Source organism: Fibrella aestuarina BUZ 2 (assembly GCF_000331105.1).
Taxonomy (GTDB): Bacteria; Bacteroidota; Bacteroidia; order Cytophagales; family Spirosomataceae; genus Fibrella; species Fibrella aestuarina.
Map to the genome: position 1 here is coordinate 5,049,465 of NC_020054.1, position 23,964 is coordinate 5,073,428.

Consider the following 23,964-nt stretch of genomic DNA (forward strand, 5'->3'; position numbering starts at 1 on the left):
ATGTCTCTTTTCATTACCTCGCTCAATTCGGGCAGCAACGGCAACTGTTATTACATCGGCAACGACACCGAGGCGGTCCTGATCGACGCGGGGATCTCGTGCCGCGAAACCGAGCGCCGGATGAAACGGCTGGGCCTGTCGATGGAGCGGGTGAAAGCTATTTTTATTTCGCACGAACACAGCGACCATATCCGGGGGCTTCCGCAACTGGCCAAGCAGCATTACCTGCCGGTGTACATGACCCAGCAGACCTGGCAGCATTCCCGGCTTCCGCAGCCGCGCTACCCGGTTTATCCGCTACGGGCCTACGAACCCATCTGCGTTGGTGAGTTGTGCGTCACGGCCTTCCCGAAATGGCACGACGCTTCCGATCCACACAGCTTCATCGTCACGCAGGGCGGCGTGCAGGTTGGCGTGTTTACCGACATTGGAGCGCCCTGCGAACACGTGGTGCGGCATTTCAGCCAGTGCCACGCGGCCTTTCTGGAAACCAACTACGACGAAGACATGCTGGCGCTGGGCCGCTACCCGTACGTGCTGAAACGGCGCATCCAGAGCGATAAAGGTCACCTCTCGAACCTGCAGGCGCTGACCCTCTTCCGCGAACACCGGCCCGCCCATATGAGCCATCTGCTGCTGGCTCACCTCTCGAAAGACAACAATTCGCCGCAGGTCGTCAGTGAGTTGTTCAACGCCCATGCCGACGGCGTTCAGGTGGTCGTGGCCTCCCGCTACGCCGAAACGCCCGTTTTTGAAGTGGGGGCGACTCATAGCCCCCAAACCAGCGTGGTGTAGTAAAACCCGCCGACGCTGGGCCCCGCCACAAACGTCGTGTAGGGTCGGTTGAACAGATTCGTTGCGCCCAGTTTGGCGGTTACCCCCAGCGCCGCCAGCCGGTAGGTGACCTGCGCATCGACAGTATGAAACGCTGGCACCATACCCGTCGCCAATGACGATTGCCACAGGAAGGCGCTCTGGTATTTGTAGTTGATCGACGCCCCCAGCTTGGTCAGCAACTGACTATTGGCCAGCCCGACGTTGGCAATCCATCTCGGGGTGTTGAACGCTTCTTCGAGACCGTCGCCACTGTCGGTGCGGTCGAGTTGGGCGTAGGTGGCGTTGCCCGACACGATCCACGACTTACCCAGCGCATACCGCAGCCCCAGACTGGCTCCGTAGTTACGCACCACCGTTCGGGAATTGGTCCAGAGGCGATAGCGATCCTGTTTGGTGCGGTCGGCGAGGGCGAAAGGGATCGAGTCAGGTACGTTGGTACGGGGTACGTTGGCCTCCACCTGCGCGATGAAATTGCGGTAGGTCGAGTAGTAAAAATCGGCGTCGATAAACAACCGCTGCCCGGCCACCAGCCCTTTGTAGCCCACCTCGACCGCGTTCACCTCTTCAGGCTTGATGTACGTATACGTGTTTGGCTTTAGCAGCCCTTTGTTTTTCTCGATAGCCTGTTGGGTTGTCAGCTTGTTCACGTTCACGTCGGTGTTGATCGCCGCCTGAAACGCGTCGATCGACGTGCGGAAATACGACGTCTCGAAAATACCCTGCGCCAGCAGCGGCAGTCCACCCACGCGCTTCACGCCGCCCGAATTGACGTTGGAAAACGCCTCGAACAGCGACGGAAAGCGGTAACCGGTCTGGTACGATGCCCGTATATTGTGGGACTGTACGGGCGAATACACCACCGACACCCGTGGGTTAAGCCGGGCGTTGAAGTAGGCATTCTTGTCGACGCGCCATGTACCGGTCAGCTTCAGCCGATCAGCGAAGAAGGCCCGCGTAGCCTGTACGAAGCCGCCCGCTTTGGTGTAAATCAGATTGTTGCCTGGTTCGGTGGGGTTGATGAAGTAATTGCCATCGGGGAAGACCACGTAGGTGCGGTAGTCGAATCCGGCGAGCAACTCAACGCCCGTCTGTTGCCGAAACCGCGCCCATAGCTTTTGGGTTGGTTCGATTTGCCCCTCCACGTGGTACAGCCACGATTGCACACGCAACGCCGCGCCAATATCCCAGTTATTGATGTCGCGCAGCCGCGCAATGGTCGCGTCGAAAGCGGGCGTTCCGGGCTGTGGACGGCCTTGATCGGCGCGGTTTCGGGCGGCTTGCAGGGCATCGGTCACCGAGGCACCCGCCGCCACGCTGCTTCGGAACTGCTGCGAAAAATCGGCAAACCAGGTATTGTCCGATTTGAACGAGCGGTCGATGTTCTCGGCCATCGAGCGCAGGTTGTAACTCTGTCCGGTGTTTTCGCTCGTGCGGTAGGCCCGCAGTTGCACCGATGGCGAGGTAAACGTGAGGCTGTGCTGATCGAGGCGGTAGTTCTCGAGCCGGAAGCGGTTGGTGCGTTGGTACACGTTGTCGAGCCAGCTACCCTGATACACGTAGGCCAGTTCGGTGTTGCGCGACGGGCGGTAGTGTACCGCCACCGATCCCGCCAGATTACTGAGCCGGTAGTCGGTCACCTCGGCTTCGTAATAGCCGGTCCGGGCCACCACGTAGTTGCGCCCGTTGAGGCTGAGCGTGCGCCGGTTGGCCGATTCATTGCCGTAGCTGCTGACCGGGTCGCGGGCGGGATTGTCGGCGCCCGTCAGGCCCAGCGAGGCATTCAGGCTCGGCGACAGATCGGTCGCGTCGCTGGCAATCCAGTCGTAGCCGCGCTGGTAACTCAGGTTGATTTTAAACGCCCACGACGTTCCCAGCCGGGCGGCGTAGCGCAGGCTCGTTTCGCTGAACACCTGCGGCCGACTGCCCGCCTCCGCCACATGGTTCACGCCCGTTTTCTGGCTGACGCTGAGCCCCGTCGACGTAAACGGATTTTTGGTCAGCAGGTTGATCAGGCCATTGAGGGCGTTCATGCCATAGAGGGCCGAGGCCGCGCCCGGCACCAGTTCGACGCGCTGAATGTCGAGGTCCGACGGGGCGAGTGCGCCGGCAATGGGCGCCCCAATGTGCGGCGCCTGATTGTCGCGCCCATCCACCAGTTGCACAAACCGCACGTTGGTCGGGTTGGCAAACCCACGGGCGTTGTACACCTTGAAGCCCAGGCTCGGGGTCAGCAGTTGTACGCCCTTCAGATTCTCGATGGCGTCGTAGTACGATGGCTGTGCCGACAGCCGGATGCTCCGCGAATCGAGCACGTCGATACTCACCGGCGACCGCATCAATCGCTCCGCCGTGCGCGAGGCCGACACCACGATCACCTCGTTCAGCAGCACGGAATCGGCCCGGCCCGGGTATCGAGTCGGCAGGCTATCGGGTGGGGTCAGCAAGGAAAGGGCGAGTAGCGTAGGGAGCATGCAATGAGCGTTATTTCCAAAGAACTATAACGCTCGGCAACTTTACTAATTGGCCCGGTGCTTTTTACACAATGGGCCCATCTGCTTAGCGAGCATGCGCTACCTGCTTAGTGATATTGATGAAATTAAGAAGCTATAAAACAGGCAGTTGCGCCGCTTCCTGTTCCAGAAATTCCCGAAAGCGCTGGTGCAGCGCCTTGTAATGGGCCACGTACGTCAGGCCGGTTGGCGTGACCACTGCTCCCCCACCATGCGGGCCGCCCGTTTGGGTATCGACGAGGGGTTGCGCGGCTTGCCGGTTCATTGAATTGACCAGTTCCCAGGCCCGCTTATACGACATGCTCATCGCTTTAGCCGCCTGATTGATGGAGCCGGTACGTTGAATGTGTTCGAGCAATTCGATCCGGCCAATACCCATAAAGCGCTCATCGTCGGTTTCGAGCCAGATCCGGCCATTCACGTGTAAAGACATAAACGAGGCGAGTTAACGGCCCTGAAGCCTATCGGCAGCCGTCGGTTCAACGGCCATTGCCAGGGCCAAAACTACGCAATGGGCAGTAATACCGTCACCTTTGTTCCTTCGCCCACCGTCGATTCGGCGGTAATTTGCCCCCCGTGGCGTTCGGCAATCTTGCGGGCCATGGCCAGCCCAAGCCCAATGCCGGGGGTGTTGGCCTGTAGCTTTTTCAGCAACTGAAAGACCCCTTCACGCTGGTTATTGTCGAAGCCAACCCCATTGTCGCTCACCACGATACGGGCAAAATTCACGTAGTTATATTTATTGGGCAGGCTACGGAAGCTGTTGTGGCCCACCACCGAACCGCTTACCCGCACCAGCAACGGCACGTTGGGTTGCCGAAACTTCACCGCGTTATCGATCAGATGCCGAAACAGCGTCGTGATTTCGACCTCATTTCCCCAAACTGACGGTAACGGCTTCACGGCAAACGTAGCCGGAGCATTGGCATACTCCGCACAAACCGACGCCATGAGCGCGCTCAGGTCGATGGGCGCCAGATTGGCAATTTCGTTGGTCAGTGTGAAATAAAGCTGCAATTCGTGGATCAGCGACCGGAGGCGACGGCTGGCCCTTTCAAGCGTTTTCAGGGCGGTTTGTGCCATCGCAGGCAGGTGATCAGCCGACTCCTTGCGCAGTAGATCCGTGAATACCGAAATCTTCCGCAACGGTTCCTGAAGATCATGGGAAATGATCTTGCCAAACTGCTCTAACTCGTCATTGCGCTGCCGGAGCTGACTCACCTGCCGGTCCAGTTCGACCTGCTGCTGTTGCAGAGCCTGCTGCGCCTCCAGCAGACGTTCGTTGCGAAGCAGTTCGTCTTCGGCCGCTTTTTTCGCCGCCAGTAGCTCCTGTTCGTATTGCCGCCGCTGAAACACGGGCATAAACGTGAACACGTAACATACCTGATCGGCTTCTGCGCGCCGAAGGGCGTTGAGCAGCACCGGCACCTGCGTGCGTTGGCGGGTTTGCAGCGTCAGGTAGAGTTCGCTCACCTGCCCGTTGAGGTTCACCTGCGGGTAGATATGGGTTTGCAGATAGACCCGGCTCGGCATGGTCAGCAGGGTATCGAGGCGCCGGCCCGGCAGCTCGTCGGCGTCGTAGCCCAGCAGATTGCTTACGTATGGATTGACCGATTCGATGTGCAGGTCATGCGTCAGCACCAATACGCCGCAGGGCAAAAACGTTGTGCTAACTGGCATACTGGCAGGAGAACGGCGATTAAGCGGCAGTTGCCAGGTAGTCGCGGATGGTATCGATGGTTTGGTGAGGGGCACTCAGGTGCGGGCAGTGGCCCATCACCGGAAGGATGCATAGCGTACTGTGGGGCATGTGGCTAGCGATGTACCGACCAACCTCGACCGGCGCAAGTACGTCATCCTGCGCCTGAATAACCAGGGCCGGGACGGGCATATTGGGCAAATCGGGCCGGTTATCGCCCAGAAACGTTACGCGGGCAAATTGCCGGGCTACGTCGAGGTCGGTTTTGCAGAAGGCGGTGGTCAGTTCCTGGCTCAACTGCGGGCGGTCGTTGTTGCTCATGATGACGGGGGCCATGGCCGACGCCCAACCCGAAAAGTTGCCATCCATGGTGTCGAGCAGCCCGTCGATGTCGTCGCGTTCAAAACCACCGAAATAGCCATCGGCATCATTAAGGTAGCGGGCCGAGGGCGACACCATAATAAGGTGCTCGAACCGATCGGGTTCCTGAATGCAGGCCAACAGCCCAATCATGCTGCTCACCGAATGCCCTACCAGAATGACCCGCCGCAGGTCGAGGGTGCGGCAGATGTCGAGGATATCCTGCGCGTAGCCGTGCAGGCTGGCATAACGCTCCCGGTTATAGGCCTCAAGGGAGGCATCGCCGTGGCCCAGGTAATCGAAACGGATTACGCGGTGGGTTGCCTCAAACGCCGGGATTACATAGCGCCACATGTGCTGATCGCAACCAAACCCATGCGCAAACAGCATTGGCTGTATGCCCTGCCCCGTGACTGTCACGTTGTATTGGCGAAGGATGTCTGCCGTCATTCGGAAAGGCGGGTACGTTAGTCGACCTGTTTGCTCAACCAATGACGGACCAACTGTTTGCAAAGTTGCGTCAGGGCGTCAAAGTGGTCTGGTTTCGAATAAAAATCACTGGCCCCCAGGCTCTTAGACCGGCTCTGATCGGCCGGATTGGTCGACGTTGTCAACACCACGATGGGCAACTGCCGGTAGCGTTCATCAGACCGCACGGCTTCCAGCACCTGAAACCCACCCGTCCGGGTCATGTTCAGGTCGAGCATGATCAGGCTGGGCAGTTCGGGCGACGACAGCAGTTGGGCCAGCACTTCATCGCCGTCCTGCAGGGCTTTGATCGCCAAATCTGGTGCAGCCCGGAAAAAAGCTGCCTGAATGAGGTGCAGGTCGTCTTCGTCGTCATCAACCAGCCAGATTGACCGCGTATCGTCTGCCATATTTACTTAACTGATTTTTACTAAGTATTCAGCTAGTAAAGATACGCTTTTTAACTTTAATTCACCGATTGCTCTTCCTTGCTCCCTTCAAAAACCAAGTGTAACGGCCCGTTGCAACACCTAATTTATCGCACGGTCACCGGTGGGGCTTTGGACCGGCCAGCTCCTCAATCGCTAAATCGAATGAAATCTCATTCATGCAGCGAAAGTGCCCCAACGGACATTTGTCGTAGCCAATTTTGGAGCAGGGCCTGCAGGCGAGGCCGGGCGTTTCCAACACGGCATACGGTGTTTGGTAGGGATACATGCCAAAAGCAGGAACGGTGTTGCCCCAGATCGAATAGACTTTCTTTTTGAGGGCCGCCGCCATGTGCATTAGCCCGGTATCGTGGCTGAACACAACCTGAGCCTGTTGCAGCAACGAGGCCGACTGATTGAGGTTGTAGCGCCCGCAGGCGTTGTAGATGACGTCGGCACCCAATGCGGCGGCAATGGCATCGCCCGCGGCCTGATCGTCCCGACCGCCCAGCAGCACCATCGGGCGGTTAATCTTCCGGCACAGTTCGATCATCCGGCCGACGGGTAATTTTTTCGTAGCGTGCTGCCCCCCAATGGCGTAGGCAACGTACCCAGCCTGATGCCGCGTCGGTAACCACTCGCGCTCGACCTGATCTTTATACGGGATAAAATAGTCGAGCCCGGCCCCGTCGTTGGTTACGCCAAAAGTCTTTGTGGTCGCCATGTACCGATCAACGATGTGCAGGTCGGGCAGGGTGTTTCGTTTAAACCGGACCAGCAGCCACTTTTCCCAGTTCAGTTTCTCGAATGAATAGGCCTTGACGCCCAGTTGCAGCTTGATCAGTCGGGTGCGCAGGTTGTTGTGCAGGTCGATGACGTAATCGAACCGCTCGGCCCGCAACGCACGCACCAGTGTTGGCAGCGACCCATCGTAGTAATGAGCTTTATCGACGTACGGGTTGTTTTCGAGCAGGGTAGCAAAGGCGCGCTTGGTAGCAAAATGCACTTCGGCACCCGGCACCTGCTGTTTCAGACAACGAACAACAGGGGTGGTGAGGACAATGTCGCCAATCGACGAGAACCGAAGAATGAGAAACTTGGTGGCCATGCCGCAAAAGTAGTTTAGAGTTTGAGAGTTTTCAGTTTAGGCTTGCACCAGCCAACGCCAAACTGAAAACTCCCAAACTCTAAACTAAAAATTCCCACTCTCACAAATCCCACCAACGGGGCTGGATGCGGGTCCGGTAGTCGCTTTCTACGCATTCGGCGCAGGGTGGCGGCGGTGGGCTGGGTGGAAGTGGCGGCTGGATAATCAGATTGGGCGTACCCTCTCCTTTTGTCCGGTCAACCCGATAGGGCACTTTCTGCGCCCCTGACGCGCTAAAGTACCCAAACACGGTTTCGCCCGGGTCTGACACGGAAACCATATTACCCCGCAGACTGGACGGCGCCGCGTCGAAAATACCACCGTTGTTCTGCGTCAGGTTTTCGATCGATTTGTAATAGATGTAGGCATCCCGCGAAATCGACAGTTGTTCGATTTCCAGGTAATAGCTCGTCAGCGACGAAAAGGGCGCCCGCATGATAAACTGCCCGCTAATGGCTTTCCCGTTGATGGCTTCGTCGGAGATGGCGTTGTTGCAGTTGGCGCCCGTGCACCGGATAATGTCCCAGCACTTCTGGCAGCAGCTGTAGCTATTCTCGACCGCGGTACTACCGACAAACCGGGAACGAACCTCACAGAAATCCAGAAACTCATAGTGCGTCCAGACCCAGCGGTAATAGTCTCCGGTCGTCGCCGGATCCGTTGTGTCCAGATACACATCAAAGCCTTTGTCGAAGGTGGCGGTATTGCCAACGCTCTTCTGAGTATAGGTCGCGTAGATGTTGTCGATAGCCGGAACGGGGCGAATCGTTTCAGGCTGCGACTCATAGCGGCGGCCATCGGGCAGGATCACCGTGAGTTTGTAGGTACGTCCCGGTTGCCCTTTGAACGTCGCCGGGGTACGATACACGCCCCGTCCCAGGTCGCTGAACGATTGCCGGTTACCCTGATCGTCGGTAACGTAAACGGTGGCGCCAGACACGATGAAATTGACCGCCGTATTGGTGTAATCGGCCGTGTAGGTAAGCGTGACCTGATGCGGCCCCAACTGATCGGTGATGTAGCCATCGACGATCAGCGACCGGTTGGGCAACGATTTGGTTTCGGGCTGGTAGGGCGTCACGCACGACATCAGCAACCCATAAAGCAGCAGGTGAGCAAGGGGGCGTAAGGCCTGTTTTAGTCGGAAGGCTAGCATGAGTCAGGGCGTCGTTAAAAGCGGACGTTGTAGGTGAGCGACGGAAACGCCGTGCCGAAAATAGATAGTTTGAAGGCGTCGCTGTCCTGGCGTGGATCGAAGCGGTAAAAGACCGAATACGCGTTTTTGTGGGCGTACACGTTGTAAATCGAGAAATTCCAGCTTTGCTGCACCTTCCGTTTCTTGGCGGGGTCCTGCTCAAACAGCATCGAGAAATCGAGCCGGTGGTAGTCGGGGATACGCTCCTGATTCCGATTGACGTAGATCGGCACAATGGTGTTGTTGAGCCGGGCGCGGGCGTAAGGCTGCGTAATGGGGCGGCCGGTGCTGTACGTAAAGTTGAGTGACAGACTGAACCGCAGGCTGGGCCGGTAGGTGGTGGTGGCGTTCAGCGTGTGGGGTTTGTCGAAATTGGCGGGGTAGGCCTGCCCATTGTTGACGCGTTCGTCGGCAAAGCGGCTATCGATGGTCAGCAGCGTGCGGGCGTAGGTATAGCTGACCCAGCCCGTCCAGGCCCCTTTGTTTTTCTTCGCCAGCAATTCCAGCCCGTAGGCGTGCCCCTTTCCTTGCAGCACGTCGGTTTCAGGCGTTGCGTTCCGTTGCAGATTGGCCCCGTCGCGGTAATCAATGGCATTGGTCAGGGTTTTGTAATACACTTCGGCCGAGGCTTCGTATTCGTTCTGCTTGCCGTTCATGAAGTATCCCACCGACCACTGATCGGCAATCTGCGGCTTGATGTTGGCGTTGCTCAGCACCCAGCGCGAAGAAGGCAGCGCCGCCGTGGTGTTCGAGATCAGTTGAATGTACTGCCGCATCCGGTTGTAGCCGGCCTTGATGGAGCGCCCTTCGCCCACCGTCATCCGGACGGCCAGGCGGGGCTCCAGCCCACCGTTGGTATGATAAATCGACCCGGCGTCGGCAGTGGTCGTGCTGAGGGCTGTGCCGGGCAAACGGGGCAATTCCGAGCCGTAGGTACGTACCTGAGCGGGGCCCGCATTTAACAGCATGGAGTACCGTAGCCCACCAACCACCGACGTGGCTTCCGAGATTTTCCACTCGTCCTGCACATAAGCGGCCAGCTCGTAGGCGCGCTCGGTGGGCAGCGCAAAGGGCAGCACGTTGGAAAAGGGGCCGGGCGTGAGGCGGTTGGGCTGAATGTAGTAGTCGATGGCGCTTACCCCTGCCTGCGCCGAATGCCGGTCGTTGATCGTCACCGACAGGTCGCTCTTGATCTGTTTGTGCAGCACCTCGGCCACCAGGCTAAACTGATTGGCCGAATCGGCCGTCGATGTTTCGGTGCGGTACTGGCTCCAGACAGCGGTCGTATTGAGGTTGATGCGGCTGTTGATGAAGAAATTCCAGCGCACCGTTCCGGCTATGCTCCGGTAGTCGAACTGGGTCGACGACGCGTTGATCTCCTGCCCCGAGAGCGAGTCGCCGGGCAGTTTGAAGATGTCGCGACAGAAATAACCGGTGCTGGTGAGGGTGTGTTTCTCTGAGGGCTGCCACTTCAGCTTGGTGGTGATATCGTAGAAATTAGCGCGGGTTCCTTTGAGGTTGTCGGGGCCGAGCGAAAACAAGAAATCGTTGAACGATAGCCGGGTAGCAGCCAGCACCGTCAGCTTTTTCTTGACAATGGGCCCTTCAAACCCCGCCCGACTCGACACCAGCCCGATGCCCCCGTAGGCCGACCACCGCTCGGTTTCGGGCTCTTTCACTTTAATGTCAAGCACAGCCGACGCCCGACCGCCAAAGGCCGGGGCAATGCCGCCGCGGTGCAGCGTCAGGTCGCGTACGATGTCGGGGTTGAAAACCGAGAAAAAGCCCAGCAGGTGGCTGGTGTTGAACAGGGGCGCGTCGTCGAGCAGCACTAAGTTCTGGTCGACACTCCCCCCGCGCACGTTGATGCCCGTGGCACCCTCCCCCACCGTCGTCACGCCCGGTAGCAGCAGCAAACTCCTGACCACGTCGACCTCGCCCATGAAGGCCGGAATCCGCTTTATGTTCTTAATACTCAACTGCGTGACCCCAAGCTCCACCTTTCGCACGTTTTTGTCGGGCGCTTCGGTTTGCACTACCACTTCTTCCAGGTACTTCGTATCGTCGGCCAGCTCGATGGTCAGCATAGTCAGCTTGTCGAGCGTAATGGTCAGCGTTTGCGCCACAAACCCCACGTGCGATATCCTGACGGGGTACGTCCCGGCTTCGAGCGGGAGAATGAAGTAGCCATCTTTGCCGGAGGTCGTGCCTACCCGATTGCTCTGAACAAAAATGGTAGCCCCCGATACGGGCGCGTTGGTACCTGCCTGTCGAACGTACCCGGTGAGCGAATAAACGGGCTTCGATTGCCCTTGAGCAAGTAGCGCTGCTGCCCAAAAAGACAACAGCAAAAACGTAAAAAGACGACTCATGCGGTTAGGTTCAGGCGTATAGCAGGAAAAGCCTTCAAACTAGCGCATTTCACTATAGACTGATGGAATTGCAGAAAAAGAAGGCCATTAAATCTACTGGCCGACGACTAGCTCCAGTTTGGTGCCGCTCCCCACCGCTGACTGCACGGTAAGAGACCCGCCCATGGCCGAGGCCCGGTCGCGCATGCTTTGCTGACCGGTGCGCAGGCTAGCCTGGTTGACGTCGAAGCCGCGTCCGTTGTCTTCGATCACGACTTTGAGCTGGTTATTCTGGTGCTCAAACCGCATCGTCGCCTGCGTAGCCTCCGAATATTTGATCAGGTTGTTGATGGCCTCTTTAGCCACTAGGTATAAGTTCCGGCGCACGTCCATCGAAATTGGCAGGTGGTCCAGACCGGGATCATCCACCAGCGAAAAGGCAATGTTTTTCGACTCCATCAGGGGTTGCGCGTATTCTTTCAGGCGTAGCGCCACGCGTTGCAGCGAGTCATTGCCGGGGTTGATTGTCCAGATAATCTCATCGATGGCCTCGAGAATCTGCCGGGCGTCGGTGTTGATTTTCTGGATGGCCCGTTCCGCCGATTCGGGGCGTTTCTGCGCGATGAGGTCATTGACCATACCGCTGAGCAGTGAGATGCTGCTGAGGGTGCTGCCGACCTCGTCGTGCAGGTCATGGGCAATCTGTTTGCGAATCTGCTGCGCCTCCTGTAACCGACGTACCCGGGCACGGTTGAGGAGCCAGGCGGTGGTAGCGGCGCCCAGCAACACCAGCAGCGCACCACCCGCCAGCAGGGCGTTTCGCTGCCAACGGGTCCGATCGGCTTCCTGTTGTTGGAGTTGCCGCTCATTCTGCAACAGCCGAATCTGCGTTTCGCGCTTGTCGGCTTCGTATTTAGCCAGCAGGCGCTGCACTTCGGCGTTGGTCCGCACGGCGGTTGTCGAGTCGGTCAGTTTGTTGTTTTTCAGCTGCACCACATACGCCTGCTGGTACTTGTTCTGCTCGGCAAACAAATCGGCCAGTGCCTGCGTGTAGCGTTTCAGATCGTCTTTGTAGCCATTCTTTTCGGCCAGCGCGATCGCTTTTTTCAGGTACGTTTCGGCATTGGGGTAGTCCAGCTGGGCCTGATACAATTGACCCATCGTCCCATACGACGTACTGGTACCCAGCTTATTGTCTTGTTTCTGGGCGATCGCCAGCGCCCGATGCGCATAGGGCATGGCTTCGGCGGGGCGTTTCAGTAACCGCAACGCGTTGGCCACGCCGTCGAGCGCATCGGCCTGAAGCAACTCAAACTGAAGCCGTTCGGCCAGTTGCAATGATTGCCTGAAGTGAGCCAGGGCGGGCTGCGGCTGTTTCAGTTCGAGGTAGAAATCGCCGGTCTGGTTCTCGAAGATGGCCGTGCCGCGCTCGTCGCCCAGTTCCCGGAAGATAGCCCCGGCCTGCTGATAGTACGGAATGGCCTGTTGCTGCCGACCCAATCGAACCAACGCCTCGCCGATCAGCCGGGGCGGCAGCGGAGAGCGGGGTTTCAGCTGATACCGTTCCTGGTACTCGATTGCCCGCGTGGCCAGTTGAATAACCTCTTCGTTGTGCTGAAGCTTATCGTGGCCGATGATGAGGTTGCACATGGCCCCGTAGATTAGTTGGCGCGGGAGGTTGTGTTGCTCGGCGGTTTCCAGCGTTTTCTGGAAAAAGACCATGGCCTGTTCGTAATCAGCCTTTAACAGGTTGATCGCGGCGCGGTTCCGATGCGCCGCCACCAGTTTAGTCCAATTGCCCGCTTTGCTGGCGACCTCCGCCATCTGACGGCTGAGCGAATCGGCCCGCGCGTAGTCGGCTTTTTTATAGATCAGTTCGATCGCCACTTTATCCATCACCTTCAGGTAGGTGGTGTCCGTAGCAGGGTGCATTCTCAGGTACGTCAGCAGTGAATCGAGTGTGCGCGACGCCTGAGCGGTTGCCAGCGGGCTACTGCCCAACAAGCCAAGCATAAGAAGCCAGTAGCGTATCTTCATAATCCATCGACAATTTCGATCACTAGATACTACTCAACTTACACTCATACCAAAACAAGTTAACCACCGGTTAATAAAACCGTGATTAACACATACTTATACGTATGAAATACGCCGGACCTATTAGCTTAACTAGGCATATTACCGATGAAGCAGGCTAGCGGAGTGCGTTGCGCGTAATGCGTTGGGCGAGCCAGTAGGTGGCGTAGGCAAAAAACGGCGCGGCCACCACATCGGCCGTATAGTGCACCCGCTGAATAAGCACGCCACACCCCACAATAAACGTACCCACAAAGACAAGCCACCGGTCGAGCGGCCGTACGAGGCAGAACGCCATAAGGCAAATACTGGCTGTATGCCCCGAAAAGAACAGGTCTTTGGTGATGAATTTGGCCCCGTAGAAATAGTTGCTCAGCGGGTCGCGCAGTTCGATCAGGCCCACGGGCGGTTCGAGGGGCGTTAGGCCAATGCTGATGATGCGGGTGATAAACAGCAGGGCGTAGCTCCAGATAAAATTCAGGTAGATCATCGGGTGGCGTTGCACCCGGTAGATCAGCAGCAGCGCCGCCCCCCACAGGCTGATAAAAACGAGCAACGATACGTCACGAGCGGGGATCATCCGAAGCACTACGTCGTTGAGCACAACCCCTTGCCGGGCCTCGATGCGAGCCAGATACCAGGGCCAAATCGACAGCAGAAAAGCACAGATCAACAGGCCTCCAATGGCCAGCCAGCGAAAACGGCGATGTTGCCAGGCGTCGCGCCAACGGGGCGATTCGGTCTCCTCGACCAGGGTCTTTTTCAGGGTCTCACTCATATCGGGCCGCAAAGATACGGGAAGTTGCCAGTCGGCGGGTTGTCGCCTGCTAGCGGGCCGCTGGGTTGGCCATCGCTTTGCTCTCTGTAGCCTCTAACACAAAAACGCCCGAAGGCGTTGGCCTCCGGGCGTTCTAAACCAGTATTCGTTCCTTTGATTAGCGACGAGCCTTGTGCTTCAGTTGCTGCTGCAGCGCTTTGATCTGCTTCTGTTGCTTGATCAGGTGCAGCGTCAGTTCTTCGTTTTTCTGGACGAGGGTCGTCAGCAGTTTGGTTAGCTCCATCCCCTGCGCGCTCATGTCGGCGGCGGCTGGCAGGCCCGGCAGGTGACCGTTCTGCTGGATGTACCGCTCCACGTCGGTGAGGGGTTGCAGCGCATAACCTGGTTTGAAAACGTAGTCGGCCCAGTCGCTGGCGGCGTTCGTGCGCACAACCAACTGATTCGTAGTCAGCTTGTTGGCCAGTACCACATCGCCTTTGTCGGATACCGTCAGGAACCCCTGCGCCACGTCTTTTTGCGCGGGCGAATTGGCCGTCAGGTTCGTGAAGCGCAGACCACTCTGGTTGTCGGCACGGGCCGTCAGTTCGAGCAGGCTCTGCGGAGCCGAGTTACCGATCCCCACGTTCACGTTGTTGCCCAGAATGAGCGCGTTGCTGCTGAGCACCCGGGCGTTGGCCCCGATGGCCGTAGCGTTGCTCAGGCCTTTCCCACCACCCGACGTGTTGTAGCCGAGGTAGGTGTTCTGCTCGCCGTCGAACGCGCCCACGCCCGAACCAATGCCCGTGTTACCGCGGCCCCGTTGCAGGCCTTGTCCGGCGTTATAACCCATAAAGACGTTATCGCTTCCGTCGGTGTTGTTTTTACCCGACTCGAAGCCGACAAACGTGTTGTTTGATCCGGTAGTGTTGGGAAAACCCGCTTTCAGGCCCAGAAACGTATTGCGCGACCCCGAGGTGTTGCCTTGACCAGCCTGAGCACCCAGAAAGGTATTGGCGGTTGAGCCGTTGGACAACGTGGTGCTCTGCCCGACAAACAGGTTGTTAGTGCCATTGTCGGCACTGATGGCCACGGGGGTATTATCTGGCACAACGATCTGGCTCTGCGCCAGCGCAACTGTTGTGGGTAGCACGCCGAAAAGGAGAAGAGTAGCTGTTAATTTCATAGCTATTTTTTCAGGGACATCCGTTTGATGCAATGTACAGGGTTTTGGCAACAATTACCTAGCCGATATATCGAGCGTGCTGTCGATTGGTCATTCTTTTTTGAAAAAATAATTGCGCCACTCCCACCCCACCCTGACCGTTCCCTCTGATTTCGCGGTTTCTTCGGCTAATCTTGAACAAAATTACATGTCGATACATTTAATTAGCGAAAACCAAATTGTCTACCTCATTCAAAACGCGTTATGGCTAAGGTTGCGATTATCTACTACAGTGCCACGGGCACGACTTACGAACTGGCGAAAGCCGTTGAAGAAGGAGCCAAACAGGCCGGTGCCGAGACCCGCCTCCTGAAGGTGCGTGAGCTGGCTCCCGACGAGGCAATTGCCTCAAACGAAGGCTGGACCAAGCACCGCCTCGAAACGCAGGACGTACCAGAAGCGACCCTGGCCGATCTGGAATGGGCCGACGCCATCGTGCTCGGTGCGCCGACGCGCTACGGCCTGCCCGCGGCGCAGTTGAAGCAGTTTATCGACACCACCGGACCGCTGTGGGGTCAAGGCAAACTGATTAACAAGATTGCCTCGGCGTTTACCAGCGCGGCTACTGCACACGGTGGGCACGAATCGACGATTCTGGCGCTCTGCAACACGTTTTACCATTGGGGTTCGATCATCGTCGGGCCGGGCTACGCCGATCCCATTCAGTTCCAGGCGGGTAACCCCTACGGCACCTCATTTACCAGCCAGAACGGTACCGTTTCGCCTGACGAGACGGCGCTGGCATCGGCCCGCTTCCAGGGCAAACGGGTGGCCGAAACCGCCGATAAATTCAAGAGCTAATATTTGGTGATTAGTAGTTCGGAAGGCGTCGCAGGCAACCGCTTGCGACGCCCTTTTTTTAGCGAAAAAACCACTTATCGACCACGTCGCGGCCACGTCGGCTTTCGAGGCGGCGTTCAAGATCGTCGGGGATTTTCGGAAAGAAATCCAGGCCCGTTGCCTGTTCGATTTGGTCGACGGAAACCACGAACGACGACAGAGGCTCATCAGACGGTTCATTTTTGAGCAGGAACCCGATCATGCGGATGTCGGGGTTGTGGCAGTACAGAATCACCTTATAAAAGTACTCGGGCACGGCTACTGCGTTAGTTTTCCCGATGGTGGGAAGGCCCGCTTTCAGCACGGGGCCAGTCACCACATAGAGGCCCCCATCGCGGTAGGCCCAGCTACGTACCTGCTCTTCCAGTTGTTTCCAGACGCCCCGGTTAAACTGCGGCGCCTGCGGCGAAATGTTGCTCATCAGAAACGATTCGCGCATCAGCCGCTGGGAGAATTTGAAATCGCCCGCCGGGGCCTGATGCCCCCGATCGTAGCCCGAGCGGGTGTAATCGGTGGGCAGCGCCGTGCCGCCCTCAACGGCGGGGTCGGGCATAAAGCGTTCGTTGTCGCGCTCGGCATCGCCGGTAATTTCGTAGGCCAGCAGCGGATAGGCTACCCAAACTGGATTTTTCAGGTCGTCGTCGTACCGAAGCGTATAGCCTTCGTGGCGGATCAGTTCGTCGCCGGCTTTCCCGACGGGCAGCAAAAAATCGACCTCTTTCTCGAAGGTAAAAAGGCTGGTCGACGTTCTCTGGTCGGCACTGCGTTCCGGGCGGTTCCCGGTTTTATCTGAGGCTTCCGATTCGTCACCACCGCCGTTGGTCTGCTCATCAGTAGCGGCATCTTCGTTGGGTTCGGGGGCTTTATACGGATTGTCGGACGATGGGCGATTGGTACGATCGTGCCGAATGCCCAGCAAGCTGCGCACGTCGTTCCAGAAGGCCACTACGGGCTCGGTGCGCCCTTTGTAGTGAAGAAAGAGCCCAAGCAGGAAGAAGCCGAACAAGAGAATCAGCGTGTTACCACGCAACCGGAAACCACGCTGCACGTAGCGCTTTGAGGCGCGAAATTTGGGTCGGACGAACATGGGGTAAAGGTAGCTTAAAGTTTAATGTCTAAAGGTTGAGGTGAACCATCTCGGCTCACACCAGCGTCAACCAACGGCAACTGTTAGACTGTAAACTTTGCACTAACTTTGTCTTATGTCTACGTTGCGCATTGCTGTTATTGGCGGTGGAGCGGCTGGTTTTTTCGGGGCCATTACCGCCGCCGAAGCCAACCCGACCGCCGAGGTTACCATCTACGAAAAAGGGCGGGCGGTGCTCCAGAAAGTGCGGATCTCCGGCGGTGGTCGATGCAACGTAACGCACGCCTGTTTCGACCCAAAAAAACTCGCCACCCACTATCCCCGCGGCGACCGGTGGCTGCGCTCACTCTTCGGGCAGTTCGATGCGGCGGCTACCGTGCGCTGGTTTGAAAGCCGGGGCGTCCGCCTGAAAACCGAGCCCGACGGGCGTATGTTTCCCACCACCGATTCGTCGGAAACCATCATCAACTGCCTCCTCGATACGGCCCGTCGCCTCAACATCCGGGTGCTTACCAGCAGCGGCGTCGAGCGCCTCGAACCCCTGCCCGACGGCACTTTCGGGCTGCATCTGCTCACGGGGCAACGTACCCAGCCAGATGTAGCCCGGCCAGACGTGGCCCGAGCCGATCGGGTGCTGGTGGCCACGGGGGGCTACCCGCAGGCGCCCTCCTATGGCTGGATGCCCACGCAGCGCGAACCGCTAATGTCGCCGGTGCCGTCACTGTTTACGTTCAACACACCCAACAATCCGCTGCTGGCGCTGGCGGGGGTATCGGTGCCGATGGCCGCTGTGCAGGTGGTAGGCACCAAACAGCAACAGCGTGGCCCGCTGCTGATCACGCACTGGGGGTTCAGCGGCCCTGCCGTGCTGAAACTATCGGCCTGGGCGGCGCGGGAGCTGGCCGAGCGCGACTATCAGTTTACGCTGCGCATCAACTGGCTACCCGATCTGAACGAAGGTCAGGTACGGGATACGGTTCAGGCCTTCCGGCACGACAACGCCCGCAAGCAGGTTACCTCACTGAATCCGTTTGGCCTCCCGGCGCGCCTCTGGGACGCTTTTTGCACCGACGCCGGTGTCACCGAAGGCACCCGCTGGGCCGACCTGCCCGGCAAAACGCAGAATCGGCTGATCGAGCGGCTGGGCAATAGTCAATTTCAGGTATCGGGAAAAAGCACATTTAAAGACGAATTCGTAACCTGCGGTGGGATTTCGCTGGGTAGCATCGACCCGCAGACGCTGGAAAGCCAGGCGCACCCAAACCTGTTTTTTGCGGGGGAAGTGCTTGACGTTGACGGCATTACGGGCGGCTTCAATTTCCAGAATGCCTGGACCACCGGGTACGTTGCCGGTCAGCAGTTGGCGCGTTAACAGCCCGTCAGCATGAAGCCTGCCAACCCACACCTGACCCTCTCCAACGGGCATCTGGCCATTATTGTGTTCGCCCAGTTTGCGGGTACGTCGCTCTGGTTTGCGGGCAACGCGGTCCTGCCCGATTTACAGCGTATGCTGAACGTACCGGCGCTCAACGGCTGGATCACGTCGGCGGTTCAGCTCGGCTTTGTGCTGGGTACGTTGCTGTATGCCCTTTTCGCCATTCCCGACCGTTTTCCCACTACCCATGTCTTCCTGGTGTCCGTGGCCTTGGCGGCGCTGGTCAACGTGGCGTGGCTGGTCGGGCCGCTCCGGGCCGAATTCGTGCTGGGCAGCCGGTTCCTGACGGGCTTTTTTCTGGCGGGCGTCTACCCCGTTGGTATGAAGATCGCCGCCGACTGGTTCAGGCCGGTGTTGGGGCGGGCCATGGGCTTTCTGGTGGGGGCGCTAGTGGTGGGAACGGCCTTTCCGCATTGGCTGCGCGGGCTGGGTACGTTGCTGCCCTACCCGCTCATTACGGGGGCCGTGAGTGGGCTGGCGCTGCTGGGTGGACTACTGCTGCTGGCTACCATCCCCTCCAAACCCGTTGGACTAACCGCCAACGTAACCCCAAACAACGCACCTGGTATCCACTCCCTCCGGGCCCTGGCACAGCCGTCGGCGTTTCGGCCGGCGATGCTGGGTTATTTCGGGCATATGTGGGAGCTCTACACCGTCTGGGCCTTCCTGCCCATGCTGGTTAACCTGTATGCGACCCGCCATCCCGATCAGCTCATCAACGCGTCGCTCTGGTCGTTCGGGACCATCGCTGCCGGGGCCGTTGGGTGCGTGCTGGGTGGTTATGTGGCGTTGCGGCTGGGTAGCGAGCGCGTGGCGCGGGGGTTACTCATAACATCTGGGCTATGCGTGTTGCTGGTGCCATTTCTGCTCGATCTACCGCCGCTGTCATTCGCCCTGTTTCTGTTCATCTGGGGGCTGGCAGCCGCGGGCGATTCGCCTCAATTCTCGACACTGGTGGCCAGCCTTACCCCCCTCGACCAACGCGGCAGCCTCATCACGCTGGTAGTCAGTATCGGCTTTCTGCTGACGGTGCTATCCATTCAACTCATGGCCTGGCTGGTTGCGCAGGTTGGCCCGTCGGTCTGGTTGTTCTGGCTGCTGTTGCCGGGCCCGCTGCTGGGTACGTGGGCTATCTGGCGGAAGCGGCAGTAAGCGGAAAAGGCGATTCGCCCAAAGCGCCGGGTTGACCGGTTACGATTCTTTCGACGTTGCTACATTAGCAACGGATTAGAGTGCGGCCCCTACCGCGAAAGTAGGCCGGGCAGGCATCACGAAGAGAGCCCGATTGAGCGTATCTTTATCGCCGTTTAATCACCCGCACGTGTCGCTATCTTCCGATCATATCCGCCTGCTTTTCGGGCTGAAACTTCGTCAACTGCGCCTTGAGAAAGGCATTTCTGTGAGTGAACTGGCTCAACGGTCGGGGCTGGCGATCTCGTACATTTCCGAAATCGAGAAAGGGCGTAAATACCCCAAAGCGGATAAGATTTCGAGCTTGGCGGGGGCGCTCGACGTCGACTACGACACGCTGGTTTCGTTGAAAGTCAGCAAGAAACTAGCACCGATTGCCGATCTGCTTCGCTCCAAATTCCTGACCGAGATTCCCCTCGAACTGTTCGGCATCGATCCGTCGGATCTGCTCGAATTGCTGGCGGGCGCGCCCGATAAGGTAAGCGCCATGATCCGGACGTTTATGGACATTGCGCTCAGCTACAACATGAGTGTGGAGCGGCTGTACATGACCATGCTGCGCTCTTACCAGGAGATCAACGACAACCATTTTGACGATATCGAAGCCGAGGCCCTGCGGTTTCTGAACGAATACGTACCCGGCAATCAGGCCGTATCGGTGAGCTTGCTGACCAACCTGCTGAAGACGCGGTTCAACGTCAACATCGCCCTGTTCGACCCGGCGGTTCAGCCCGAATTGGGCTCGTTGCGTTCGGTCTTCCGGCCCGAATCGGGCACCTCGGCGCGGGGTACGTTGCACCTGAACACCACGTTGTCGGCGGCGCAGCAGCAATACGTGATGGCGCGGGAAGTAGGCTTCCAATACCTGAACCTCAAGAACCGGCCCTACACCTATTCGTACGTGGAAGTCGATTCGTTCGAGCAGGTGTTCAACAATTACAAGGCGTCGTATTTCGCCGGGGCCGTGCTCATCCGCCGCGACGTGCTGGTGGAGCGTCTGACCGAGTTGTTCGCCCACGATACCTGGAATAACGAGCGGTTTCTGCACCTGATCGAGTCGTTTGGCGCTACGCCCGAACGGTTTTTTTACCGGCTCAGCAACGTGCTGCCGCGCGATTTTGGCATTGATCAACTGTTTTTTTACCGCTTCAACCACACCCCCGGCCACACCACCTTTGCTCTCACGAAAGAGATGCACCTTTCGCGGCAACAGGGGCCGCGCGGCATGGTCGATGAGCACTTCTGCCGCCGCTGGGTGGCGCTCACAATCTTGCAGGAGCTGGGGTTCATGCAGATGCACAAAGGCTTTACGGGCTCACTCTGTCAGGCGCAGCTATCGACCTACGCCGACACGGGCAACACCTTCCTGATTATCTCGGTAGCCCACCCCCACCGCACTGACCGTACCGATGGGAGCGCGGCGCAAAATATGAGCGTGTCGATGTGTTTTGCCGTCAACGACACCTTGCGGAGCAAGATGAAATTTCTGCAGAAAACGCCGTTGAGTATCACTGAGCGCACGGTTAACGAAGCCTGCGAACGCTGTGGTATTTTTGACTGCCGCGAACGGGTTGCCCCGCCAACGGTTTTGCAGAAAAAACGACAGACGGAAGCCATGAAAGCCTCCGTTAGCCATTTATCTTAACCGCTTCTGGTATGCGCTCCGACCTATATACCCTTGTTCTTGACTCCGAGCGGCTGCGGCTTTGCCCGATCGGCGACGCGTACATCGACTTGATTTATCGGGAGTTTACGCCGGAAATTGCCACCTACATGTACCCGCGGCCGGCGAGTCAGCGGGCTGATACAGAAGCCTTCGTAGCGGCGGCTCAGCAGGAAAACCGCGAGGGCAGTAACCTCAACATGGTAATTACCCTGCGCGAAACAGGCGAATTTCTGGGTTGCGTGGGGCTGCACAAACTGGCTGACCCACGCCCCGAGTTTGGCATTTGGGTCAAGCAGTCGGCGCAAATGCACGGCTACGGGCGCGAGGCCATCCACACGCTGAAACGCTGGGCCGATGACCACCTGACCTACGAGTACCTGATCTACCCCGTCGATTCACGCAACATTGCCAGCCGGAAAATTCCGGAATCGCTGGGGGCGGCTATCATCAGTCAGTATGACGGTACGGGCGGGTTGGGGCAGGATCTGACTCTTATTAAATATAGGATAGAGCGGTGAGCCTAACAGACAGCTTTGCGCAACGCGCTATTGCCTACTACCTCAGCCTAAACGTGCCGGACAACCTACCCACGGGCGTGTCGGCCATGAACCCCTACGCTGACCCGACTGTGCAGGACATTGTGCGGCAATTTTATACTAAGTTTTACAGCGACAACCGCCCCCGGGTGTACATCCTCGGCATTAATCCGGGCCGGTTTGGGGCGGGCGTGACGGGCCTTTCGTTCACAACCCCGCAAAATCTGGCCCGCTACTGCGGCATCCCCAATGACCTGGCGCCTACCCCGGAGTTATCGAGCCGGTTTATTTACAAGGTTATCGAGGCATTTGGGGGCGTCGAGGCGTTCTACGGGCGGTTCTTTCTCTCGTCGCTTTACCCGTTGGCGCTCGTCAAAGACGGGAAGAACTACAACTTTTACGACGACAAAGCGACAACCAACATCCTCTGGCCGGTGATGATCGAGGGGCTCCATCAGCAACAAACCTTTGGCTGCGACCGGCACATTGCCATTTGCCTGGGTCGTAAAAACGAAGGCTTCCTGCACAAACTCAATGAGCAGGAAGCCTTCTTCGAGCGCATCGTATCAGTCGATCACCCGCGCTATATCTTACAGTATAAATCGAAAGCCATCGAGCAGTACGTCGACACGTACCTGCAAGTGCTGACGGATGCCATCAACCTGTAAAACCCAGGTACGTTCCCGGCGTGGCGTTTATGCCTTTACCGACGACATCGCCTCGACGACCTGCTGCGCTGACAGCTTTTGCTGTTCGCCCGTGGTCATGTTCTTCACTGACAACTGCCCGGTCTGCACTTCCTCGGAGCCGATCAGCACCACATACGGAATCTGCTTCTGGTTGGCGTAGTCGAGTTGCTTTTTGACTTTGGCCAGATCGGGATACAACTCGGCAACCACGTTGGCAGCCCGTAGCTGACTCAGCAGCGGTAACGCCAGCGCACGCCCGTCGGCGTCGAAACAGACCAGCAGCACCTGTGTCCCCTGCGCCGCCGAAGCCGGGAAGAGGTTCAACTCGTCCATCACGTCGTAGATCCGGTCGACACCAAACGAAATGCCCACGCCCGACAGGCCCGGCATCCCGAACGTCCCGGTCAGGTTATCGTACCGCCCGCCACCGCTGACGCTACCAATGCTGACGCCGTTGGCTTTCACCTCGAAAATGGCCCCTGTATAATAGGATAAGCCACGGGCCAGCGTCACGTCGAGTTCGACCCGTGAATCGGTCAGGCCAAGTGCGTCGGCGAGTTGCAGCGTTTCGGCCAGTTCGGCCAGCCCCGTCTGCGCCAGTTCCGAGTCGGCGAGCCAGGTACGTAACGTAGCCAGCACCTCGGCCAACGTACCTGAACTGGTGAACAACGGTTCCAACGCGCTGACGTTGGCGTTGGTGAAGCCGCGCTCGCGTAATTCGTCGATCACCTTGTCCCGCCCGATCTTATCCAGCTTGTCGATGGCTACGGCCAGGGTACTTTCTTCGCCGGGGCGGCCAATGGCTTCGGCGATGCCCGCCAGAATCTTGCGATTGTTTACCTTGAGCGTAAAATCCTGAATGCCGAGGTTCCGAAACACCTCATGCACCATTAGTATAATTTCGGCTTCGCACAGCAGCGAGTCGGTGCCCACCACGTCGGCATCGCACTGGTAGAACTCACGGTAACGGCCCTTCTGAGGGCGGTCGGCGCGCCAGACAGGCTGCATCTGATACCGTTTGAACGGCATGGGCAGCGCATGGCGGTTCATGACCACGTAGCGGGCGAAGGGGACGGTAAGGTCATAGCGCAGGCCTTTCTCAGCAATTTTCGGCGTCAGTTTCTTGCTGCCTTGCGCCAGATCGGCCTCGGTGAGTTTATCGGCAAAGTCGCCGGAGTTGAGAATCTTGAACAAAAGCTGGTCACCCTCGTCACCGTATTTGCCGGTAAGCGTCTGGAGGGTTTCCATGCTTGGGGTTTCGAGGGGTTGAAAACCGAACCGGCGGAATGTTTGCCGGATGGTGTCGAAGATAAAAAGCCGTTTCTGCATCTGTGCCGGCCCAAAATCGCGCGTCCCCTTAACTACGGATGGTTTCATGCCGCAAAGGTAGGGCATCGGCGTAACCTTGTCTATTCTCCCCGCCACCACCTTTCTGTAGATGATGGACTTTTCTCACAATAAATACCCTAT

The 23,964-nt window shown here is 58.1% G+C and carries 20 protein-coding genes; 7 read left to right on the top strand and 13 right to left on the bottom strand.

The features are described 5' to 3' along the window. Nucleotides 1-795 (top strand): MBL fold metallo-hydrolase, encoded by a 795-nt coding sequence (locus FAES_RS21005; RefSeq protein ID WP_015333195.1) that lies wholly within the window; start codon nt 1-3, stop codon nt 793-795. On the opposite strand, the gene FAES_RS21010 is transcribed toward FAES_RS21005, so the two are convergent. The 11 genes from FAES_RS21010 to FAES_RS21060 form a co-directional block, all read right to left on the bottom strand. Then, nucleotides 768-3,308, bottom strand: a complete 2,541-nt coding sequence (locus tag FAES_RS21010) for a TonB-dependent receptor (RefSeq protein WP_015333196.1) — start codon at nt 3,306-3,308, stop codon at nt 768-770. The two genes, FAES_RS21005 and FAES_RS21010, sit on opposite strands and share 28 nt — an antisense overlap. 133 nt (nt 3,309-3,441) lie before the next feature. After that, nucleotides 3,442-3,780, bottom strand: a complete 339-nt coding sequence (locus FAES_RS21015) for a winged helix-turn-helix domain-containing protein (RefSeq protein WP_015333197.1) — start codon at nt 3,778-3,780, stop codon at nt 3,442-3,444. A 71-nt stretch (nt 3,781-3,851) separates the two neighbouring features. Continuing rightward, nucleotides 3,852-5,027 (bottom strand): ATP-binding protein, encoded by a 1,176-nt coding sequence (locus tag FAES_RS21020; RefSeq protein ID WP_015333198.1) that lies wholly within the window; start codon nt 5,025-5,027, stop codon nt 3,852-3,854. Between the two features lie 19 nt (nt 5,028-5,046). Then, nucleotides 5,047-5,856 (bottom strand): alpha/beta fold hydrolase, encoded by an 810-nt coding sequence (locus FAES_RS21025; RefSeq protein WP_015333199.1) that lies wholly within the window; start codon nt 5,854-5,856, stop codon nt 5,047-5,049. A 17-nt stretch (nt 5,857-5,873) separates the two neighbouring features. After that, nucleotides 5,874-6,284 (bottom strand): response regulator, encoded by a 411-nt coding sequence (locus FAES_RS21030; protein WP_015333200.1) that lies wholly within the window; start codon nt 6,282-6,284, stop codon nt 5,874-5,876. Between the two features lie 136 nt (nt 6,285-6,420). Then, entirely contained in the window at nt 6,421-7,410 is a 990-nt protein-coding gene (locus FAES_RS21035; RefSeq protein WP_015333201.1) for a glycosyltransferase family 9 protein, read from the bottom strand. Nucleotides 7,411-7,510: 100 nt separating this feature from the next. Beyond that, on the bottom strand, nt 7,511-8,605 hold the full coding sequence (locus FAES_RS21040) for a DUF4249 domain-containing protein (protein ID WP_041258260.1): 1,095 nt from the start codon (nt 8,603-8,605) through the stop codon (nt 7,511-7,513). A gap of 14 nt (nt 8,606-8,619) precedes the next feature. Beyond that, nucleotides 8,620-11,016, bottom strand: coding sequence for a TonB-dependent receptor (locus tag FAES_RS21045; protein WP_015333203.1), 2,397 nt, complete (start codon nt 11,014-11,016; stop codon nt 8,620-8,622). A gap of 93 nt (nt 11,017-11,109) precedes the next feature. After that, nucleotides 11,110-13,032 carry a tetratricopeptide repeat-containing sensor histidine kinase gene (locus FAES_RS21050; RefSeq protein WP_015333204.1) on the bottom strand — a complete coding sequence of 641 codons (1,923 nt, stop codon included), beginning with the start codon at nt 13,030-13,032 and terminating at the stop codon, nt 11,110-11,112. 157 nt (nt 13,033-13,189) lie between these two features. Next, nucleotides 13,190-13,849, bottom strand: a complete 660-nt coding sequence (locus FAES_RS21055; protein WP_015333205.1) for a phosphatase PAP2-related protein — start codon at nt 13,847-13,849, stop codon at nt 13,190-13,192. A gap of 157 nt (nt 13,850-14,006) precedes the next feature. Continuing rightward, the gene (locus tag FAES_RS21060) at nt 14,007-14,978 is read right to left on the bottom strand and encodes a hypothetical protein (protein ID WP_229364514.1); all 972 of its coding nucleotides are present in this window, start codon (nt 14,976-14,978) and stop codon (nt 14,007-14,009) included. A gap of 276 nt (nt 14,979-15,254) precedes the next feature. On the opposite strand from FAES_RS21060, the gene wrbA reads away from it, so the two are divergent. After that, complete coding sequence (wrbA, locus tag FAES_RS21065; RefSeq protein ID WP_015333207.1) at nt 15,255-15,851, top strand: NAD(P)H:quinone oxidoreductase; 597 nt, start codon at nt 15,255-15,257, stop codon at nt 15,849-15,851. Nucleotides 15,852-15,909: 58 nt separating this feature from the next. On the opposite strand, the gene FAES_RS21070 is transcribed toward wrbA, so the two are convergent. Further along, nucleotides 15,910-16,977 carry a DNA/RNA non-specific endonuclease gene (locus FAES_RS21070; protein ID WP_015333208.1) on the bottom strand — a complete coding sequence of 356 codons (1,068 nt, stop codon included), beginning with the start codon at nt 16,975-16,977 and terminating at the stop codon, nt 15,910-15,912. A 115-nt stretch (nt 16,978-17,092) separates the two neighbouring features. Here FAES_RS21070 and FAES_RS21075 point away from each other — a divergent pair, with 115 nt between their 5' ends. The 5 genes from FAES_RS21075 (at nt 17,093) to FAES_RS21095 (ending at nt 22,473) form a co-directional block, all read left to right on the top strand. Beyond that, nucleotides 17,093-18,349 carry a BaiN/RdsA family NAD(P)/FAD-dependent oxidoreductase gene (locus FAES_RS21075; protein ID WP_015333209.1) on the top strand — a complete coding sequence of 419 codons (1,257 nt, stop codon included), beginning with the start codon at nt 17,093-17,095 and terminating at the stop codon, nt 18,347-18,349. A gap of 12 nt (nt 18,350-18,361) precedes the next feature. Continuing rightward, nucleotides 18,362-19,564, top strand: a complete 1,203-nt coding sequence (locus FAES_RS21080; RefSeq protein ID WP_015333210.1) for an MFS transporter — start codon at nt 18,362-18,364, stop codon at nt 19,562-19,564. 169 nt (nt 19,565-19,733) lie between these two features. Then, nucleotides 19,734-21,248, top strand: a complete 1,515-nt coding sequence (locus tag FAES_RS21085; RefSeq protein WP_041258263.1) for a helix-turn-helix domain-containing protein — start codon at nt 19,734-19,736, stop codon at nt 21,246-21,248. An 11-nt stretch (nt 21,249-21,259) separates the two neighbouring features. Continuing rightward, nucleotides 21,260-21,787: a GNAT family N-acetyltransferase gene (locus tag FAES_RS21090; protein ID WP_015333212.1), complete on the top strand. Its 528-nt coding sequence runs from the start codon at nt 21,260-21,262 to the stop codon at nt 21,785-21,787. Beyond that, a complete protein-coding gene (locus FAES_RS21095) occupies nt 21,784-22,473 on the top strand; it encodes an SMUG2 DNA glycosylase family protein (protein WP_015333213.1) in 690 nt (229 codons plus the stop codon). Before FAES_RS21090 ends, FAES_RS21095 begins: the two co-directional genes overlap by 4 nt. A gap of 27 nt (nt 22,474-22,500) precedes the next feature. On the opposite strand, the gene hisS is transcribed toward FAES_RS21095, so the two are convergent. After that, nucleotides 22,501-23,871, bottom strand: coding sequence for a histidine--tRNA ligase (gene hisS, locus FAES_RS21100; RefSeq protein WP_148289426.1), 1,371 nt, complete (start codon nt 23,869-23,871; stop codon nt 22,501-22,503). Nucleotides 23,872-23,964: the final 93 nt, after the last annotated feature.

Bases quoted from the DNA above. Each gene is read 5' to 3' on its own strand.
- FAES_RS21005 (WP_015333195.1), top strand. From the start codon at position 1: ATGTCTCTTTTCATTACCTCGCTCAATTCGGGCAGCAACGGCAACTGT.
- FAES_RS21010 (WP_015333196.1), bottom strand. From the start codon at position 3,308: ATGCTCCCTACGCTACTCGCCCTTTCCTTGCTGACCCCACCCGATAGC.
- FAES_RS21015 (WP_015333197.1), bottom strand. From the start codon at position 3,780: ATGTCTTTACACGTGAATGGCCGGATCTGGCTCGAAACCGACGATGAG.
- FAES_RS21020 (WP_015333198.1), bottom strand. From the start codon at position 5,027: ATGCCAGTTAGCACAACGTTTTTGCCCTGCGGCGTATTGGTGCTGACG.
- FAES_RS21025 (WP_015333199.1), bottom strand. From the start codon at position 5,856: ATGACGGCAGACATCCTTCGCCAATACAACGTGACAGTCACGGGGCAG.
- FAES_RS21030 (WP_015333200.1), bottom strand. From the start codon at position 6,284: ATGGCAGACGATACGCGGTCAATCTGGCTGGTTGATGACGACGAAGAC.
- FAES_RS21035 (WP_015333201.1), bottom strand. From the start codon at position 7,410: ATGGCCACCAAGTTTCTCATTCTTCGGTTCTCGTCGATTGGCGACATT.
- FAES_RS21040 (WP_041258260.1), bottom strand. From the start codon at position 8,605: ATGCTAGCCTTCCGACTAAAACAGGCCTTACGCCCCCTTGCTCACCTG.
- FAES_RS21045 (WP_015333203.1), bottom strand. From the start codon at position 11,016: ATGAGTCGTCTTTTTACGTTTTTGCTGTTGTCTTTTTGGGCAGCAGCG.
- FAES_RS21050 (WP_015333204.1), bottom strand. From the start codon at position 13,032: ATGAAGATACGCTACTGGCTTCTTATGCTTGGCTTGTTGGGCAGTAGC.
- FAES_RS21055 (WP_015333205.1), bottom strand. From the start codon at position 13,849: ATGAGTGAGACCCTGAAAAAGACCCTGGTCGAGGAGACCGAATCGCCC.
- wrbA (WP_015333207.1), top strand. From the start codon at position 15,255: ATGGCTAAGGTTGCGATTATCTACTACAGTGCCACGGGCACGACTTAC.
- FAES_RS21070 (WP_015333208.1), bottom strand. From the start codon at position 16,977: ATGTTCGTCCGACCCAAATTTCGCGCCTCAAAGCGCTACGTGCAGCGT.
- FAES_RS21075 (WP_015333209.1), top strand. From the start codon at position 17,093: ATGTCTACGTTGCGCATTGCTGTTATTGGCGGTGGAGCGGCTGGTTTT.
- FAES_RS21080 (WP_015333210.1), top strand. From the start codon at position 18,362: ATGAAGCCTGCCAACCCACACCTGACCCTCTCCAACGGGCATCTGGCC.
- FAES_RS21090 (WP_015333212.1), top strand. From the start codon at position 21,260: ATGCGCTCCGACCTATATACCCTTGTTCTTGACTCCGAGCGGCTGCGG.
- hisS (WP_148289426.1), bottom strand. From the start codon at position 23,871: ATGAAACCATCCGTAGTTAAGGGGACGCGCGATTTTGGGCCGGCACAG.